This is a genomic window from Ruegeria sp. C6 (assembly GCF_056537625.1).
In genome coordinates, this window is record NZ_JBQFRW010000006.1 from 133,072 (window position 1) to 151,865 (window position 18,794).

The 18,794-nt window shown below is 58.7% G+C and carries 18 protein-coding genes; 15 read left to right on the top strand and 3 right to left on the bottom strand.

Features of this window, described 5'->3' with window-relative positions:
• Window positions 1-3: 3 nt before the first annotated feature.
• Entirely contained in the window at window positions 4-1,371 is a 1,368-nt protein-coding gene (locus ACR0MJ_RS17650) for a cbb3-type cytochrome c oxidase subunit I (protein WP_170398155.1), read from the bottom strand.
• Between the two features lie 16 nt (window positions 1,372-1,387).
• Window positions 1,388-1,837 carry a c-type cytochrome gene (locus tag ACR0MJ_RS17655; RefSeq protein ID WP_170398152.1) on the bottom strand — a complete coding sequence of 150 codons (450 nt, stop codon included), beginning with the start codon at window positions 1,835-1,837 and terminating at the stop codon, window positions 1,388-1,390.
• A gap of 272 nt (window positions 1,838-2,109) precedes the next feature.
• On the opposite strand from ACR0MJ_RS17655, the gene ACR0MJ_RS17660 reads away from it, so the two are divergent.
• Complete coding sequence (locus ACR0MJ_RS17660; protein WP_480439539.1) at window positions 2,110-3,222, top strand: Hint domain-containing protein; 1,113 nt, start codon at window positions 2,110-2,112, stop codon at window positions 3,220-3,222.
• Window positions 3,223-3,237: 15 nt separating this feature from the next.
• Here ACR0MJ_RS17660 and ACR0MJ_RS17665 read toward each other — a convergent pair whose 3' ends face one another.
• The gene (locus tag ACR0MJ_RS17665) at window positions 3,238-4,428 is read right to left on the bottom strand and encodes an NnrS family protein (protein ID WP_170425541.1); all 1,191 of its coding nucleotides are present in this window, start codon (window positions 4,426-4,428) and stop codon (window positions 3,238-3,240) included.
• Window positions 4,429-4,670: 242 nt separating this feature from the next.
• On the opposite strand from ACR0MJ_RS17665, the gene ACR0MJ_RS17670 reads away from it, so the two are divergent.
• The 14 genes from ACR0MJ_RS17670 (at window position 4,671) to ACR0MJ_RS17735 (ending at window position 18,787) form a co-directional block, all read left to right on the top strand.
• Complete coding sequence (locus tag ACR0MJ_RS17670) at window positions 4,671-6,347, top strand: cytochrome D1 domain-containing protein (RefSeq protein WP_170398146.1); 1,677 nt, start codon at window positions 4,671-4,673, stop codon at window positions 6,345-6,347.
• Window positions 6,348-6,472: 125 nt separating this feature from the next.
• The gene (locus tag ACR0MJ_RS17675) at window positions 6,473-8,257 is read left to right on the top strand and encodes a NapC/NirT family cytochrome c (RefSeq protein ID WP_480562909.1); all 1,785 of its coding nucleotides are present in this window, start codon (window positions 6,473-6,475) and stop codon (window positions 8,255-8,257) included.
• A 54-nt stretch (window positions 8,258-8,311) separates the two neighbouring features.
• The gene (locus tag ACR0MJ_RS17680) at window positions 8,312-8,713 is read left to right on the top strand and encodes a plastocyanin/azurin family copper-binding protein (RefSeq protein WP_170408094.1); all 402 of its coding nucleotides are present in this window, start codon (window positions 8,312-8,314) and stop codon (window positions 8,711-8,713) included.
• Window positions 8,714-8,902: 189 nt separating this feature from the next.
• A complete protein-coding gene (cobA, locus tag ACR0MJ_RS17685; RefSeq protein WP_170566650.1) occupies window positions 8,903-9,664 on the top strand; it encodes a uroporphyrinogen-III C-methyltransferase in 762 nt (253 codons plus the stop codon).
• Entirely contained in the window at window positions 9,657-10,028 is a 372-nt protein-coding gene (locus tag ACR0MJ_RS17690; RefSeq protein ID WP_480459890.1) for a c-type cytochrome, read from the top strand. The genes cobA and ACR0MJ_RS17690 overlap by 8 nt, the downstream gene beginning before the upstream one ends.
• Window positions 10,025-11,170 (top strand): cytochrome D1 domain-containing protein, encoded by a 1,146-nt coding sequence (locus ACR0MJ_RS17695; protein WP_480754814.1) that lies wholly within the window; start codon window positions 10,025-10,027, stop codon window positions 11,168-11,170. The genes ACR0MJ_RS17690 and ACR0MJ_RS17695 overlap by 4 nt, the downstream gene beginning before the upstream one ends.
• A gap of 1 nt (window position 11,171) precedes the next feature.
• The gene (gene ahbB / locus ACR0MJ_RS17700) at window positions 11,172-12,161 is read left to right on the top strand and encodes a siroheme decarboxylase subunit beta (protein WP_480761977.1); all 990 of its coding nucleotides are present in this window, start codon (window positions 11,172-11,174) and stop codon (window positions 12,159-12,161) included.
• Window positions 12,158-12,607, top strand: coding sequence for an Lrp/AsnC family transcriptional regulator (locus tag ACR0MJ_RS17705; RefSeq protein WP_480761979.1), 450 nt, complete (start codon window positions 12,158-12,160; stop codon window positions 12,605-12,607). Before ahbB (ACR0MJ_RS17700) ends, ACR0MJ_RS17705 begins: the two co-directional genes overlap by 4 nt.
• Window positions 12,604-13,086, top strand: a complete 483-nt coding sequence (ahbB, locus tag ACR0MJ_RS17710; protein ID WP_170664125.1) for a siroheme decarboxylase subunit beta — start codon at window positions 12,604-12,606, stop codon at window positions 13,084-13,086. The genes ACR0MJ_RS17705 and ahbB (ACR0MJ_RS17710) overlap by 4 nt, the downstream gene beginning before the upstream one ends.
• A 3-nt stretch (window positions 13,087-13,089) precedes the next feature.
• Complete coding sequence (nirJ, locus tag ACR0MJ_RS17715) at window positions 13,090-14,304, top strand: heme d1 biosynthesis radical SAM protein NirJ (protein ID WP_480761983.1); 1,215 nt, start codon at window positions 13,090-13,092, stop codon at window positions 14,302-14,304.
• Complete coding sequence (locus ACR0MJ_RS17720) at window positions 14,279-15,832, top strand: cytochrome D1 domain-containing protein (protein ID WP_480761986.1); 1,554 nt, start codon at window positions 14,279-14,281, stop codon at window positions 15,830-15,832. The genes nirJ and ACR0MJ_RS17720 overlap by 26 nt, the downstream gene beginning before the upstream one ends.
• Window positions 15,789-16,052, top strand: a complete 264-nt coding sequence (locus ACR0MJ_RS17725) for a hypothetical protein (RefSeq protein WP_170398115.1) — start codon at window positions 15,789-15,791, stop codon at window positions 16,050-16,052. Before ACR0MJ_RS17720 ends, ACR0MJ_RS17725 begins: the two co-directional genes overlap by 44 nt.
• A 102-nt stretch (window positions 16,053-16,154) precedes the next feature.
• Window positions 16,155-16,619, top strand: a complete 465-nt coding sequence (locus tag ACR0MJ_RS17730) for a DUF2946 family protein (protein WP_170513563.1) — start codon at window positions 16,155-16,157, stop codon at window positions 16,617-16,619.
• A 17-nt stretch (window positions 16,620-16,636) separates the two neighbouring features.
• Window positions 16,637-18,787: a 4Fe-4S binding protein gene (locus tag ACR0MJ_RS17735; RefSeq protein WP_480762073.1), complete on the top strand. Its 2,151-nt coding sequence runs from the start codon at window positions 16,637-16,639 to the stop codon at window positions 18,785-18,787.
• Window positions 18,788-18,794: the final 7 nt, after the last annotated feature.

Here is an 18,794-nt window from a genome sequence, read left to right on the forward strand (position 1 = left end):
CCATTACTCCGCAGGGGTTTCAGAGGCACCGGGTTCAATCACCTCTTTCCGGGGCACCCAGATCGAGTAGATGAACAGCAGCGCACCAAGGACCACGACCACACCAGAGCCAAGACGCATCCAGTAGAAGATCGCGATCTGGTCCTGCACGTCCATGAAGTAGTCACCGACCACACGTTGCATGTGAGTCTGCACGGTACCACCGAAGGTCAGGACGAAGGTCATGAAGACCATGCCGCTGGTCATAAGCCAGAACGAGCCCATGTTCAGAACCTGATTGTAGGGATCACGGTTCTTCAGGATCGGCATCGCATAGCTGAAGATCGCCAGGTTGAGGCAGACATAAGCACCGTAGAAAGCCAGGTGACCGTGGGCTGCGGTGATCTGCGTGCCATGGGTATAGTAGTTCACCCCGTGCAGCGTGTGCAGGAAGCCCCAGACACCGGCACCGAAGAAGGCAAGCGTTGCACAGCCCAGTGACCACAGCAGAGCAGCCTTGTTAGGGTGGTCACGACGGCCCTTCCAGACCATGACGAAGGCAAAGGCCATCATCGCGAAGAACGGGATCACCTCGAGGCTTGAGAAGATCGAACCGATCCACTGCCAATAGCCGGGTGTACCGATCCAATAGTAGTGGTGACCTGTCCCAAGGATGCCCGAGAACAGCGCGGCGGCGACGATGACATAGAGCCATTTCTCGACCACCTCACGGTCAACGCCCGTTAGCTTCAGCATCAGGTAGGCCAGGATCGAGGCCATGATCAGCTCCCATACGCCTTCGACCCATAGGTGGACGACATACCACCAGTATTGCTTGTCCAAGGACAGGTTGCCCGGGTTGTAGAAAGCAAACAGGAACAGCAGCGCCAGACCCCAGAGGCCCAGAACAAGGATGCTCGAAATTGCCGTCTTCTTGCCCTTCAGAACGGTCAGTGACACGTTGTAAAGGAACATCAGCGCGGCCACGACGATGCCCGCCTTGACCCATTTGGGTTGTTCAAGGAACTCGCGCCCCTCTTTGCCCAGCAGCCAGTTGCCTTCGAACAGGTTGAAGACATAGGTCACGACCACGCCCAGCGTGCCGACCACAAGAATGATCAACTGCAGATAGGCCAGTTTGGTCGAATGGATCTCGCGCTCGGTCTCTTCGGGGATCAGGAAGTAGGCCGCACCGAAGAAGCCCAGCAGCAGCCAGACGATCAGAGAGTTGGTGTGCAGCATCCGTACGATATTGAACGGCAGAAGCTCACTCAGGAAGTTCGGGAATACATAGATGAAACCGGCCAGCAGGCCGCCGATTACCTGTACCGCGAACAGGGCCATCGCTACTGCGAAGTAGGCGTAGGCGATTTTTTGGGATTCGTATTTCATTGCTCCGTTCCCTTTCTCAGCCTGCCTCGTTGGGCGGCCAGCCCTGTGCATCGATGTTGTCCGTCCAGATCAAGAAGTTGGTCAGATCGCGGATCTCTTCGTCGCTGAGGTTGAAATTGGGCATCTGCCGACGACCGGGAATGCCGGTCGGCTGCGCCTCCATCCAGCCCTTGAGCGCTTCAAAGGCCGATTCCGGGTCGTCCAGCACACCCCAGCGGGTCATCACATTCCCGACTTCCGGCGCGTAGTAGGCGCCTTCGCCCAGGATCGTGTGACAGTTGATGCAGGCATGTTTTTCCCAGACGTGCTTGCCCCGAACCACACTGTCATCAAGCTTTGCCGAATTCTCGGAGTTGACGATGTACCAGTGCGAGTGGGCCGACAGGGCCAGGAAGATGAGGATGAAGAACAGTGACCCGCCATAGAATATGTTGCGAGCCATGCTCTTTGTCATGACTTCTCGCATTGCGCTCTCCTTTGCGCAGATTAGCTAGTCTGATGACAATGGCGGGTGGGTCGCAGGGCTGCCTTAACGAAAGTCAAGCATGCCAAAGTAAGCTCGGAATTGGACACCTGTGATAATAATTGCGCCAGTATCACTAAAATGCCCTCAGATTGCCTTGAAAAACAGTACTTAGAACAGCATGTTTCCGGACGTTCGAACAGTTGAAGCGAGCGTTCTCGATTTATTGGTGAATAGAGGTGCTTAGATGGCACCTGAAGCGTGGTGGTTAAAGAATGGCGAACTACTCATACATCGGATACGCACCCGGCGTCATTACGGTGAATACAATTGGGCCTGATACGATCACCCTGGACGCAAGCTATGACCCCGCGACGGACCGAAGGGTATTCAATGTTGAGGACGAGGCCGGTGGTTTCATTCGAAATGGGTTTGGCCCGCCAGTTCCCGATACCGGGGATGTTTTCAACGGCGACAGATTCAACAACGAAAATGGCGACGACGATACACAGACCGGAACGGTAACAAACCTTGATGGTTCGACAACGTTTCTGAGCGGCGACATCTATCTGGAAGAATCCTACATTCTGACGAATCCCGGCGGTGGGACAATCACTGTGTACCTTGTCGAGGTTGAAGGAACCAACGCTGGCTACATAACCTCTGAGCCCCTAGATCCCGGGGTGACGTATTCGATGAGCGTCGTCAACGTTACACCGAGCAACGCACCGGACACGACTGACCCCGGTTCCATCGTTGATGTTCCTTGTTTCTCAGCCGGAACGCTTATTGCGACGCCTGATGGTGATGTCGCGATAGAAACGCTTTCCGCTGGTGACAAGGTTGTCACCTTGGATCATGGACCACAACCAATTCGCTGGATCGGCGCGCGCGCTCTGGATAGGTCTGAATTTGCGCTCAATCCCAAGCTGCGCCCGATCCGAATCGCAGCGGGCAGCCTGGGAAGCAACCTGCCGCGACGTGATCTGTTGGTCTCACCGCAGCATCGCATGTTGATCCGTTCGAGTATCGCCGTTCGCATGTTCGACAGCGAGGAGGTTCTGGTCCCAGCCCATAAGCTGGTCGGCATACCCGGCATAACCGTCGACGAGACATCTCAGGGCGTTGTGTATTTCCATGTTCTGTTCGACCGGCATGAGATCGTGTTGGCGGAAGGCGCGCCGTCAGAAAGCCTATTCACAGGCAAGCAAGCCTTGAAAGGAATACAGCCCGAGGCGCTGGCCGAAATTGTTGCGCTCTTCCCAGAGTTAGCTTTGCCAGACCATCAACCAATCGCAGCCCGCCAGATTCCAAAACGCGGAAGACAAATCCATACTTTGCTGCAACGGCATATTAAAAATGACAGGGCGTTGCTCCGACTTTCTTAATCTAAGAACCGTTGCTCAGGCCGCTAGACGTGGCCCGGTCAACGCGGGCCACATCGCAACCAGATACAAGACGATGGCGCAGATCCACAGCCCATCTGAGGCCAGCATCGCAACCAGATATCCCTGGTCAAACGCCGACCCGACCCAGCGCAAAACTGCGGCTGCCGCCATCAAACCGTAAGCGATCGCCATGGGTGGCGGGGCCACGAGGGCACGGCCACTATGGCCAAGGGCGGCCCGACTCATCACGGCAAGGGTCATGCCGCCGACGCAGCCAATGCCCAGAACATGCAGCGCCCCGATCTCGCTGCCGAACCCCAGCACAGCCAGCCCCCACAGGATCAGGCCCAGCGCCAGCATGCCCAGCCCCAGATGCAACGCGATCAGGATCGGCTGCCGCAGTGCCCAGCGTGCGCGCCAACGTGCCATGCGCAGGATCTGAGCAACGCCAAGCATTAGCGCGATAGCGCCTGATACAGGTGCGATTCCAAAGACGAGCACGCTCAGCGGCAGTGACAGTGCAAGCCCCATGGCGGCTTTATCAAACGCTCCTACCGAAATAGGCCAGTTGGATTCGGGCTCTCCCGCGCGTTTCATCGCATTTCGGGTGAAAGCTGGCGTAATGCGCCCGCCAAGTATCGCGATTAGGCTACAGAGCGTCAGCAACCCCGCCCGCAATCCGATGTCCAGCGTATCGCTGGTCACACCGATCCACTCTAAATGGGTTAACAAGTTGGCAATCCAGATCGCACTGAGCAGCAAAAGGAATACCATGTTCTGCGGCTTGGGGCGTCGGATCAGCTGAGTAGCAATCTTTGCCGCCAGAATTGGAACAAAGACCAGATCGAACACAGCGACCAGAACAGGCGGCAGCGCACCGGAGAACCACATCGCTACCCGCCCGGCCAACCAGAGACCTGCAGCCAGCATGATGAACCGGGCGCGCGCCTCTGGGGTCCCGGTCCAGTTGGGAACAGCCGTCAGAAAGAACCCGCCCAGAGCTGCTGTGGCATAGCCAAAGATCATCTCATGCGCGTGCCACATTGGGGGACTCATGGAATAGGTTGGGTCTTCGTATCCGACCAACCCGGTCTGCGTCATCAACCAAAAACCCCACGCGCCTCCCGCGAACAGACCAAAAAGTCCGGCGGACAGGAAAAAGATGCGAAACCCCTCGCCCAATACGCGCGCGATCACTGCCGACATGCCTGTTCTCCTCGGCCTCAATGGCTGTTGGAACAGGTTTAGCAAGGCCGACCAGTGATGGACTTAACCGAAATCAAGCATCCGAAAAACATGTCCCTGAAACTCAGGTTTTCCCTTTGTTTTATGGCTCATTATAGCCCGTCAATTTCCAATTTGCGCGCGTTCCGTTGACTTTCGTCAAGGATGACAAACGCGTGATGTTTCACCCTAGGACCTGCCTCACCAGCAAATGGAGAGTGATCATGTCACTTGGAATCAGCTACAACAGAACTGGCCGCGCCTTAGGGGTCGGTTTGGCAATGTTGCTGGGCAGCGTCGCTGCGCCAGTCTTTGCCGAAGAGCCAACCCTGAGCAAGGAAGCCTTTGAATCATCAAAACAACTTTACTTTGAGCGCTGCGCCGGTTGTCACGGTGTGTTGCGCAAAGGGGCAACCGGCAAAAGCCTTGAGCCTCTGGTTGAAACGAAGAATGACGATGGTACCGTAACCGAGTCTGGCACCCTGAAACTGGGGCAGGAGCGACTGGAAAAAATCATCGCATGGGGCACCGAAGGCGGGATGAACAACTTCTCGGACGTGATGTCCGAAGAAGAAATCCGCGATATGGCGACCTACATCCAGATGGAGCCGCCCCAACCGCCGGAAATGTCGCTTGAACAGATGATGGCGACCCGCAAGGTCTATGTCGAACCCGAAGATTACCCGACCGAGCCGCTGCATGGCCGCAACTGGGAAAACTTCTTTGTCGTCATCGAACGTGACGTGGGCAAAGTGGCCGTGATCGACGGCGACACCAAAGAGGTGCTGGCGCATATCCCGACCGGTTACGCCGTGCACGTCCTGAAAGCGTCCGAGCACCATAAACTGGAAGAACCCGAAAATCCGGGCCGCTTCTGGTACACCATGGGCCGCGACGGGAAGATGACCAAGATCGACCTGTGGCAGAACCCCGAGAACATGCTGGTTGCCGAGGTTACCATTGGTTATGACGCGCGCGACGTGGCGGTATCGGGTGACGGTAAATACGTCATCGGTGGCGCCTACTGGCCCCCTCATTTCGCCATCGTCGACGCCGAAACCATGGAGCCGAAAAAGGTTGTCTCGACCCGGGGTTACAACGTGGACGGGGATTATGTGGAAGAGGCCCGCGTGGCCGCCATCTACACCACCCCGAACGAGCCCACATGGATCGTGGCCGTCAAGGAGCTCGGTCAGCTTTGGCAGGTGGACTACTCCGATCTGGACAACCTGCGTATCGACAAGATCGACAGCGCAAAGTTCCTGCATGACGGGTTCTTTGATCCGACCGGCCGTTATTTCCAGATCGCCGCAAACGCGTCGAACAAGATGGTCGTGGTCGATACCGAGACTCATAAGCTGGAAGCTATGATCGATACCGCGCCGCTGCCGCACCCCGGCCCGGGCGCCAACTGGGATGACCCGAATTGCGGTCCTGTTGCCGGTACGACCCACCTGGGCGAAGGCACGGTTACCGTTTGGGGCAACGACCCCGAAGGCCGCCCGGACGATGCCTGGAAGGTCTGCTATGAGGTGGAAACCGACGGACCCGGTCTGTTCATCCGGACCCATCCGAACTCGGACTACATCTGGGCCGACCAGACCAAGCACCCCGAGCCTGAGATCCAGCAATCGGTGCAGGTCATCGACAAGGCAACCGGTGAGATCGTGAAAACGATCCAGATCACAGAAGAGGAAGGCAACGTCGCCGTCCACTTCGAGTTCAACCAAGACGGATCCGAGGTCTGGGTGTCCAAGTGGAACCGCTCGACCTCGAAAGAGCCAAATGGCGAGATCGTGATCTTCGACGCCAAGACGCTGGAAGAGATCGGCCGCGTGAAGGGACTGTTTGCACCCACCGGCAAGTTCAACGTCTACAACCGTTCGAACCACGTCACCTGACGGGTTTTGTACTCAGCACCGGAAAGGGCGGGCCCCTCGCCCGCCCTTTCCTCGTTTGACTCATCAGCCAAATCCACAGGCCTGACATCCAGGGCCAGAAAAAGAAGCCAAAACGGAGACCGGATATGACCTCCGAACCGGAAAAGAAAAAACCAATCTGGCGCCGGTATTTCCTGTGGGGAATGCCCGTGGCCGGGATCGCTGCGGCCTTTGCCGCCGGCATCATCTTCTGGGGCGGGTTCAACACCGCTATGGAAGCTACCAACACCAAGGAATTCTGCGTCTCGTGCCACGAGATGCGAGATTTCGTTTACGAAGAATACACCGGCACAATCCACGACGTGAACCGTTCGGGCGTAGGCGCGGTCTGTTCCGACTGTCACGTGCCCAAGGATTGGACTCACAAGATCATCCGTAAGATCAAGGCGTCCAAAGAACTGTATGGCAAGGTGGTCGGCACGATAAACACGCGCGAGAAATTCGAAGCCAAGCGCGTGCATCTGGCTATGAATGAATGGGAGCGGATGAAATCCACGGACTCGCGCGAGTGCCGCAACTGCCATGACTTCGAGTCGATGATGCCCGAGTTCCAGAAACCCCGCGCCCGTCAGCAGCACCTGAACGCGATGACCGTTGGTCAGACCTGTATTGACTGCCACAAGGGGATTGCGCATTCGGACGCCCGCGACCGGGCCGACGAAGAGTATCTGGAAAAGCTTGAAGCGCCGAACCCAGATTTCATTCGCGAAATCCCCGCCGAATATCTGGCCAGTCTCGAGCGGATCGAAGCCAAAGAAGCCGCCGATGCCGAGGCTGAGAAAGCCGCGCGTGTAGCCCAGCAAGAGGCTGTTCAGGCCCAGATCGCAGCAGCGGTTGACGCAGCCGTCGCGGAAGAGCGTGCCAAAGCTTCTGGCGAAGATGCCGCAGCCCCGGCAGGTGGCGGCAGCGATGTTGGCACAAATATCGATTGGGCCGCTGTCCCCGGTGCAGATATGAAACTGTTCTATCCCGGTCAGGCCTCGTTTGAATGGGTTCAGAACGGCAGATCCCACGGCGGAGCACGTCCTTTGACCAAGGGCGGAGACAAGTGCACCACCTGTCACGCTGCCGAACTGGACGCGATCGGCAACAAGATCGTGGCCGGTGGGGATCTGGAACCAACCCCGATCCCGGGCAAACGCGGCGTTATAGACGCCACCGTTCAAGCCGCGCATGATGATGAGACCCTGTATATCCGTCTGCAATGGCCGGATGCGGGCCACAACCCCGCCCCCTTTGTCGATGGCGGCAAGATGGACCCGGACAACCAGATCAAGGTGGCCATGATGATCACCGGCACTGGGATTGAGCTGGGCGATCAGGTCGGCTGCTGGGCCTCGTGCCATGCAGACAACAGCTACATGCCCTTTGACCCGGGTGCCGAGGCGATTGCCGCAAATGGCGATGTCTCGGGTCGGCTGAGCACGCAGGACACTGTGACCAAATACATCAGCGAAAGCCGCACCGAGGTCGAGATCAAAGGCCGCCGCGGTAAGGCGCTGGGTGGCTGGGACAAGCTGCAGGCCGCCGATCAGATCGAGCAGTATCTGGCCGATGGCACCTATCTGGACCTGATGCGCGTCTACGCAGATGGCAGCGCCACCAACGGCTATCTGCTGGAACAGCGCGTGGTCAATGACGGTGAGATCGCCGCCTCTGCCAGCCTTGATGCAGGTATGTGGACCGTGGTCTTCACCCGCCCATTGAACTCGGGCGCAGCTGGTGACGTGCCGCTGGAGGTCGGTCAGACCTATACGGTGGGCTTTGCCATCCACGATGACTTTGCCGCCGCACGGTTTCACCATGTGACGCTGGATACCAGCCTGGCATTGGACGACGACAACGCCTTCATCAACGTCGTCAAACAATAAGGAAGAGGGGCCGGGCGATCCGGCCCCTTCCGCTTAAAAGAGGAGACTTGGACAATGAAACCCCAACACCTTCTCCCTGCGCTGCTGCTTCTGGCCGCGCCTGCATGGGCAGAGGACACCGCCGCGCTGTGTGCCGAAGCCGAAGAGCGCTATGTCGAGCTGTTCGGTCAGCCCTCCTCCGCCGTTGAGGATGCCGATGTGGTGCTGATGTACAAATACACGTTCTGCCCAGCCGAGCTAACCGTGAAACCGGGCACAACCGTGCGCTGGGTGAATGTCGATAAGCGCACCAGTCACTCGGTCCTACTGAAAGACGGCAGCGAGCCCGAAAGCGATCGTTTGTTTCCTGAGGAGACGGTTGACCTGACCTTCCTCACCCCGGGTCCGCAGGACTATCTGTGTGGCCCACATTGGGAGACACAGAACATGATCGGCATGATCACCGTCGAACCCTGAGCCGAGGCAATCATACAGGCAAGCCGAAAGGAGCGCGGGGCAATTCCCGCGCTCCTTAACTTTAGTCAAGGAGGTTCCTTTCCGATTACGCCAGTCTGGCCGCATGACACGCCCGGCTCACCCAGCAACGTCCCCTGATCGCGCAGGAATTCCGGGCTCCGAAGACATTCAGACCAAGCGAGTTTGCACATGAGCGGTAAGGTTTTTCTGATTGGCGCAGGCCCCGGTGACCCCGAACTGATGACCCTGCGCGCGCTGCGGATGCTGCAAGAGGCGGACGTGGTGGTCTATGACCGTCTGGTCTCGGCCGATATCCTCAATCTGCACGCTGATGGCGCACGGCTGATCCCGGTTGGGAAGGCCCCCAAGTGTCATACCGTGCCGCAGGATCGCATCAACGAAATCCTCGTCGAGGAAGCCAGCGCCGGTCACACCGTTGCTCGCCTCAAGGGGGGTGACCCGATGATCTTCGGACGCGGCTCGGAAGAGGCCGCGCACCTGATGGCAAACGGAATCCCAGTCGAATACGCGCCAGGCATTACCGCAGCGCAGGGGGCATCCTGTTCGACAGGCGTGCCGCTGACCCATCGCGGGTTGGCGACATCGGTGCAATATGTCACCGGGCACCGACAGGCCGACAAGGTGCTGGATCTGGATTGGAAACGTCTGGCCGACCCGGACTCGACCTTAGTCGTCTATATGGGCGTCGCCAATATCGGCCAGATCGCCATGGGACTGATGACCGAGAACCTGCCCGGCTCAACTCCGGTTTTGGCGGTTGGCAAAGCGACCACACCTGATGAGCGCCGGATGGTATCCCGGCTGGATCGGCTGGCCGCTGATGTGCGCAAGGCCGGGCTAAAGGCGCCCACGCTGTTCATCATCGGCAAGGTAGTTTCACTTTACGCAGAACGGCCTTTGGCCGACCTTTTGGAGCAGGCGCATGGCTAAGTTCGGTTCCAGAAGGCCGGCACAGCAACCGGCTGTGAGAGGACGCAAAGGATGGGCGGCACGTGCTGTTCTCACTTCCGCAGTGCTTGTTGCCACCACGGCCTTCGCTGCTGACACACTTGACCCCAACGCACTGAAACGCCTTGTCCATCAGGATTGCGGCTCATGCCATGGGTTATCGCTGAAAGGCGGCCTCGGCCCTGATCTGAGATCCGAGACTCTGGAGCACTACGACGCGGACGTTCTGACCGGCGTGATCCTCGACGGCATCCCCGACACCGCGATGCCCCCATGGCGGCCTCTGATCAGCGAAGAAGAGGCCGAATGGATCGCCCGTTACCTGCTGGCACAGGAGGCACAATGAAACAGCTCATCCTTACCCTCGCCGCCACCCTTATGATGACCACCGCCCAGGCTGAACCCACGGCGACCGGCGACCTAGGACTTGTGATCGAACGCGCCAAGGGCTCGGTTCTTCTGGTGGACCAATCCGACCGCGCAGCGCTGGCGCGGATCGAAGGTCTGGGCGATCTGTCCCATGCCTCGCTGGTCTATTCACCCGATGAACGCTTTGCCTATGTATTTGGACGAGACGGCGGCCTGACCAAGGTAGATATCGTCACCCGCCAGATCGTGAACCGGGTCGTGCAGGCGGGCAACGCCATTGGCGGTGCCATTTCGGATGACGGCGAGCTGGTCGCTGTATCGAATTATGAACCTGGCGGTGTACGCGTCTTCGATGCGGACACGCTAGAGATGGTCGCGGACATTCCTACCGACAGCAAAACCATCGGATTGGTCGATGCACCCGGCCGCCGGTTCGTCTTCACCATGTGGGACACGGGCGAGACCTGGATTGCTGATTTCTCCAACGGCGCACCCGCGATCACCAAGATCCCCGAAATGGGCAAGAACCCATATGACGCGCTGATCACCGCCAATGGCCGCACCTATATCACCGGCTTGTTTGGCGAAGATGGCCTGACCGCGCTGGACCTTTGGGCCGAGACGCCCGAACCCATCCGCGTGCTGCCCAACTATGGGCGCGGGCAAGAGGAGATGCCGGTCTACAAGATGCCTCACCTCGAAGGCTGGGCGCTGACGGGTCGTGAGTTCGTTCTGCCCGCCGTCGGCCATCACGAGGTGCTGTGGATCGATGCTGAATCACTGACCGAGACCGGGCGCACCAAAACCTATGGTCAGCCAGTCTTTGCCATGGCGCGTCCTGATGGGCGGCAGGTTTGGGTGAACTTTGCCCACCCTCTGAACGACACCATTCAGGTTATTGATTCTGTGACCAAGGAGATCATTCACGAATTCAAACCCGGCCCTGCCGTACTGCATATGGAGTTCACTCCGCGAGGGCATGAGGTCTGGATCAGCGTGCGCGACGCCAACAAGGTAATGGTCTACGACACGCAAACGTTTGAAAAACTGCGCGAGATCGACGCCGACAGCCCATCCGGCATCTTCTTCACCGCTCGGGCGCACAGAATGGGGCTTTGACATGCAACACATCACCGATCCAATCGACCGCCGTTTGCTGGACGAGTTTCAGCGCGACTTTCCGATAATAGAGCGTCCGTTTCAGGTGTTGGCGTCTTTGCTAGGGCTGGACGAAGCCGAGGTGATTGATCGCCTAACTCGCATGCAGGCCACCGGGCGGATTACACGCGTGGGTGCCACCATCGCTCCGGGCGCGGTTTCGGCCAGCACCTTGGCCGCTGTTGCGGCCCCCGAACATCGGTTGGAAGAGATTGCAGCCCTGATTGACGCCGAACCGGGCGTGAACCACAACTACCAGCGGGAGGATGACTGGAACCTCTGGTTCGTCGCAACCGGCCCGGATCGCACCCATGTCGATGACACCCTTGCACGGATATCTCAGCGTTCCGGACTGCGGGTTCTGGACCTGCGCCTCGTACGTCCATTCAACGTCGATTTGGGCTTCCGTATGTCGGGAAAAACACGCAATGTTCCTGGCCTTCGTAAGGTGGATCGTTCAGCCATGCAGCCCGGAGATCGCGAGTTGCTGCAGGCGCTCAGCTCGGGCCTGACCCTGACAGAGATTCCTTATGCCGCATTGGCACAAACCCTGGGCAGAGATGATTCCGACGTAATGGGACGTATCGAAGCGCTGCAAACAGCAGGCATAATCTCTCGTCTCGGGGTTATCGTGCGCCACCGGGCGCTCGGCTGGTCAGCCAATGCGATGGTTGTTTGGGACATGCCGCCCGAACAGGTGAACACGGCTGGACCAACGCTGGCGGCCTATCCCGGCGTGACGCTGTGCTATGAGCGCAACCCGGTCAAGGATGTCTGGCCCTATCGCCTCTATTCCATGATCCATGCACGCTCGCGCCCCGAAGCGATGGAGGTTCTGGCCGCAGCCGCCGCTCTGCCCGAACTGGCAGGCGCACGGAACAAGGTGCTGTTTTCGACCCGTTGTTTCAAACAGACCGGCGCGTTGATCCAACCGAAAGAGGCAGCAGCATGACGATGGACGCAACCGACCGCGTAATCCTGAACCGGATGCAGGATGACCTGCCGCTGACCACGCATCCCTTTGCCAGTGTAGCCCAGGAACTTGGGATTCCCGAAGACGAACTCCTAACCCGTCTCGCACGAATGAAAGAGCAGCGGATCATCACACGTTTCGGCCCGTTTTTCGACGCCGCTGCAATGGGTGGAGCGTTCTGCCTGTGCGCCATGGCCGTGCCAGAAGATGAATTCGAAACCGTCCTGACCAAAGTCAATGCGCACGCCGAGGTTGCCCATAATTATGTGCGTACGCACCGGCTGAACATGTGGTTCGTGCTGGCCACCGAAACGCCTGAGGGGATCGAGGCCGCCGCTGATGCGATCGAACGGGAAACGGGGATAGAAGTTCTCCGTTTCCCCAAACTACAGGAATTTTTCATCGGCTTCCGGGTGGCAGCATGATCGACGTTCAGGACAGAGAGATTATCGAAGCGCTGCAAAGCGGTCTGCCGCTTGTGCCTGCGCCTTACGCAGCCGTTGCCGAAACACTTGGGTTGGACGAGGATGCCCTTTTGTATCGTCTGGCAGAGCTGAAATCGCGCGGCGTAATTCGCCGTATCGCCGCCGCTCCGAACCACTACAAGCTGGGGATGACGGCAAACGGGATGACTGTTTGGGATGTAGACGACAGCCAGATTGCGGAATTGGGCACTCAGATCGGGGCGCTGCCCTTTGTCACCCACTGCTACGAACGTCCCCGCGCCCTGCCCGATTGGCCCTATAACCTGTTCGCCATGGTCCACGGCTCTGACCGGGACGAAGTCGAGAAAAAACGCGCCGAGATCTTCGCAATTCTGGGCGAGGCCTGCCGGGCCAAGGACATCCTCTATTCCACGCGCATCCTGAAGAAGACAGGGCTGCGGTTGAAAAAGAAAGGCTGAGACATGTTCCGCCTGACCGAATACATGCAGCAGCTCGTCAAACCGACACCGGTGCGCAGACGCCGTCCCGGCCCGGTGAAGCCGGTAGTGATCTGGAACCTGACGCGGCGCTGCAATCTGAAATGCCGCCACTGTTACACAGTTTCAGCAGATGTCGCGTTCCCCGGTGAGCTCAGTCACGAGCAAGCCATGGTAACCCTTGAGGATCTGGGCCAATTCCGCGTCCCGGCCCTGATCCTCTCGGGTGGGGAACCGCTGGACCGGTTCGATTTCTTCGACATCGCCAAACGCGCCCGCGATCTGGTGCCGATGCTGGCACTGTCGACCAACGGTACGCGGATTTACGACGAAACCGCCGACATGATCGCCGACGTGGGCTTCAACTATGTCGGCATTTCGCTAGACGGGATCGGGGCCACGAATGACTGGTTCCGGGGCGTCGAAGGGGCTTTTGCCGATGCTCTGCGCGGCGTACACGAATGTAAGAAACGCGGTATCAAGGTGGGCCTGCGGTTCTGCCTGACCGAAGGTACGCAACATCACCTGCCTGACCTGCTGCAACTGTGCGACGATGAGGGTGTCGACAAGTTCTACCTGTCTCACCTCGTCTATGCCGGGCGCGGTGACAAGAACCGAGGCGAGGATGCCGAGCATTTGCGCACCCGTAAGGGTTTGGATTTGTTGTTGGAACGTGCGTGGGAAGCCGTCTCGGGCGGCCGTCCGCTGGATATCGTGACTGGCAATAACGATGCCGATGCCGGGTATTTCCTGAACTGGGTTCGGTCGCATTTCGACCATGATAAAGCTGCCAATGTGCGGGAACATCTTGCGGCGTGGGGTGGCAACTCTAGCGGTTTGGGCGTGGCCAATATCGACAACCTCGGCCGCGTGCATCCCGATACCTATTGGTCCGATTACACTGTTGGCAATGTGAAGACCAAATCGTTTTCGGAACTCTGGACCAGCGATGACCCGATGCTCGCCATGCTGCGCACCCGTCCGCGTCCTTTGAAGGGGCGTTGCGGGGCCTGTCAGTTAAAGGATGTCTGCGGTGGCAACACCCGCATCCGTGCCTTGCAACTGACCGGCGACCCGTGGGCCGAGGACCCGGCCTGCTATCTATCAAACGAAGAAATCGGCGTGCAGGGCGCAGGCGAGCGTCTGCAGGTCACGCCGTTCCGAGGGAAAAGCCATGATCCGGCGCATCAATTCTTTTGACACCTTGAAAATCGGCACATTCTGCTCGCTGCTGCTGACCGGCGCAGCTTGGGCTGATGCACCTTTGGATTATGCCGAATTCTGTGCCTCATGCCATGGTGAAAACCGTCTGGGTGGGGTCGGTCCGGCGCTGATCCCCGAGACGTTGAAACGGATGCGTGGGCCACGCGTGGCGGCGGTGATTGCCGAAGGGCGTACGGCCACCCAGATGCCTGCGTTTTCGCACGTGTTGGACGCGTTGCAGATCGAGGAACTGGCGGGATGGTTGAAATCTCCGCTGGAGACCGATCCCGAATGGGGCGAGGCCGATATCATGGCCAGCCGGACTCTGGATGATGAGTACGTATCGGTTGACGCGCCTGTCTGGGACAGCGACCCGATGAACATCACGCTGGTGGTGGAAACAGGCGATCATCATGTCAGTGTGCTGGACGGCGATACGTTCGAGGTTCTGGATCGGTTCGAAACCCCGTTCGCCGTGCATGGTGGGCCGAAGTTCAGCCCCGATGGGCGCTATGTCTTCATCATGTCGCGCGATGGCTGGGTGCAGAAATATGATATCTGGGCGCTGAAACAGGTGGGCCGCGTGCGCGCGGGGTTAAACAGCCGCAACATCGCCATGTCGGGTGACGGCAAATGGGTGGCAGTAGCGAACTATTTACCGAACTCACTGACCCTGCTGTCGACAGAGGAATTGTCGGTCGCGAAAGTCATTGAAGTCAAAAGCAAAAAGGGCGTTCCCAGCCGTGTTTCCGCCGTTTATCAGGCACCGCCGCGCGAAAGCTTTGTTCTGGCGCTGAAGGATGTCCCTGAGATTTGGGAGGTGTTCTACGGGGCCAACCCGCCGCAATCCGGTATAGGCCACGATTTCCGCATCGAGGGGCAGTTCAAGAACCCCGACCCGTTCCCCGTGCGCAAGATCACCACGCCTGATTATCTGGACGATTTCTTTTTCGATCAAAGTTATGAATACGTTATGGGCGCCTCGCGTGATGGCAAGGGCGGGCAGGTGATTGATCTGGTGATCGGTCATAAGATCGCAGATCTGGACCTGCCGGGGATGCCTCACTTAGGTTCAGGGATCACCTGGCAGCAGGGCGACACCACCGTGATGGCGACGCCGCATCTGACCGATGGCACGGTCTCGGTGATCGACATGGGAACATGGGAAACCGTCAAGCGGATCAAAACCGAAGGGCCAGGATTTTTCATGCGCAGCCATGAGAACTCGCCTTACGTCTGGGCCGATGTGTTCTTTGGCCCGAACAAGGATGCCATGCACGTGATCGACAAGCAAAGCCTTGAAATCGTGAGAACTTTGCGCCCCGCGCAGGGTAAGACCGTGGCGCATGTAGAATTCACCAAGGATGGCAGTCACGCGCTGGTTTCGATCTGGGAAGATGACGGCGCGGTGATCGTCTATGACGCGCAAACGCTGGAAGAGGTCCGCCGCCTGCCGATGCGCAAACCGTCTGGGAAGTACAATGTCTGGAACAAAATCACCTTCTCGGAAGGCACCAGCCACTGAAGGCAAATGGCCGGTCTGGAAGCTGGCCATCCTGCTTTATCCTGCCACGGCTCTGACCGTGGCCATCAACCTGTTTCTGGCTGGGCTGATCCTGCACAGCGCGGGGTTTGGTGCCATTGAACCAGTACCTGCGATCTTATGGTCCATCCCCTTGGGCGTGCCCGCCTCATGGCTGGCAGGGCGCTGGGTGCGTGGCCTGATGGATGAGGCAGACGATTGATTTGAAAAGACAATCAGAAAATTGCTTCACCTAACCTAAGTCAAGTCGCGACTCGGTAGAATCCAATACCCCAAAGGCATAGCTTTCCGAGTCGGAGACTCCATGCCTGCCCTGATCCCTCTGCACAATCTCCCTGTACGCGCAACTCGCGCGGCATGTGGGTTGGCAGGCATATTCCTTCTGTTGTTGCAGGCCTTTGGACCGGCGCTGGCGAGTCCCGGTGAAAGTGTCTGGATGGAGATCTGCTCGGAAGGCGGCGCGGTCTGGGTTGAAGTTGATCTTGAGGAGGACACCGAAGACCCGACCGCGTACTGCCCAAAATGCGCCGATTGCGCGCTGTGCGCTGTCACCAGTGCAGCGCCCGCACCCGAGCTGGTGCAGATACCGCAAATCGGAAACTTCCGTGTTGTACAGCTTCAGAACAGCAAATCTTCCATGTTGTACAAGTCGCATAAGCTGTGGCCCGAAACCCGGGGACCTCCGCGCCCGACCCAAGAAACTGCTGAACGCGCCCTGCGCGCGTCCATGGCGTCCACCCTAAGTATAGGAGATGCGCCGTGGCCGTAAGTCGCGCAATCCATATAATGCTGGCCCTTGCCCTGTCCTGCCTGATGGCGATCAGTGCCCATGCCGACAGCCTCGCCAGCTTCCTGCCCGAGATTGAACCCGCCGATCTGGCCCCCGGTGCTGATGCCATTGGGCCGGTCCGCGATGACGTTCCGGTTGCACCCGTTCTGAAGGCCGGCGAGACCGTTGCCTGGGCCTTCCTAACCTCTGACTTCGTTGGCACCACCGGCTATTCCGGCAAACCGATCCATGTGGTCGCCGCCATCGATGATCAAGCGGTGCTAACCGGTGTGCAATTGGTCAAACACTCGGAGCCCATCGTTCTGATTGGCATCCCCAACGCGCGCATGGTTGAGCTGACCGAAGGCTATGCCGGTCTGGACTTGAAGGTTGAGGCTGAAACCGGCGGTGAGGGGCATGACCTCGATATCATCTCGGGGGCCACCGTCACGATCATGGTGATTGATGACAGTCTTGTGCGCGGCGGCATCAAGGTGGCGCGGGCGCTGGGGTTGGGCGGTTTGTCTCCGCTGCAGGCCGATGGGCCGAAACGCGAAGTCGATCTGGCGCAGGATGCGGTATACGACTGGACCACCCTGTCCGGCGACGGCTCGGTCCGGCGACTAACGCTGGATATCGGGCAGGTCAACGCTGCGTTCGAAGCCACCGGAGATCAGCGCGCCATCAAACGCCCTGAACCCGGCGAACCCGATGACACCTATATTGATATGCATATGGCGTTGGTATCCGTGCCGTCGATCGGCAAGTCGCTGCTGGGTGAGGCCGAATATCAAAACATGGTCGACTGGCTGGACGAAGGCGAGCAGGCTATTCTGGTGCTGGGGCGTGGGGCCTACAGCTTCAAGGGCTCGGGCTATGTCCGGGGCGGGATTTTCGACCGGATTCAGTTGATCCAAGGCGACAATTCGGTGCGATTCTTCGACAAGCAGCAGCGCCGGTTGGGCAAGGTTGCGGCACCCGATGCCCCAAGCTTCACGGAATTGGACATCTTCAAGATCCCCGCTGAGGCCGAGTTTGATCCGGCCGAGCCCTTCCGCCTGCAACTGTTGGCGCAGCGGGCTGTGGGCGCGGTTGAGAAGACCTTTCTGACCTTCGATCTGGGCTACAAACTGCCCGAGCAGTATCTGCTGCCCGTTACGGCCCCTGTAGTCGTCGATGACGCCACCGGCGAGGCAGCAGCCAAGGCCGCGCTTTGGAAACGCATCTGGAAGGATCGCACGGTTGAGATCGGGGTGCTGGGCGTCATGCTTTTGGTGCTGACAGCGACATTCTTCTTCCAGTTCCACGCCACCATGAACGCCCGCGTCTTCTATTGGTTCCGCATCGGATACCTGACCATGACGCTGTTCTTCATCGGCTGGTACGCCAATGCGCAGCTGAGCGTGGTGAACCTGATGGCGCTGGCAGGCAGCTTGCGCACCGGCTTCTCTTGGGATGCCTTCTTGCTGGACCCGTTGGTCTTCATCCAATGGTTCGCTGTCGCTGCCGCGCTGCTGTTCTGGGGTCGGGGTGCTTATTGCGGCTGGCTGTGCCCGTTTGGCGCGCTGCAGGAACTGACCAACAAGATCGCGCGGGCCTTCAAGGTGCCGCAATGGACACTGCCCTGGGGCCTGAATGAGCGGCTCTGGCCCGCGAAATACATGATCTTCCTCGTGCTGTTCGGGATCAGTTTTGTCTCGATCCCGCTGGCTGAAACCTATGCCGAGGTCGAGCCGTTCAAGACCGCGATCATTCTGAAGTTCATGCGCGACTGGCCCTTCGTGGTCTTTGCGCTGACCCTGCTGGGGATCGGGCTGTTCATCGAACGGTTCTATTGCCGCTATCTCTGCCCCTTGGGTGGTGCGCTGGCGATCCCTGCCCGTATCCGCATGTTCGACTGGCTGCGCCGCTACAAGGATTGCGGCACCCCCTGTCAGACCTGCGCCAACGAATGCCCCGTTCAGGCGATCCACCCAACCGGTGAGATCAATCCGAACGAGTGCGTCACCTGCCTGCATTGTCAGGTGCTCTACCAGTCCGAGGACAAATGTCCCGTCGTTATCCGCCAGTTGAAACGGCGGGCCAAGACAGGGTCGGTTCAACCGAAAAACCCCCTCGGACAACCACCGGCGAACCATCCGAACGCCAAACCGCAAACCGTTTCCTAAAAAGGAG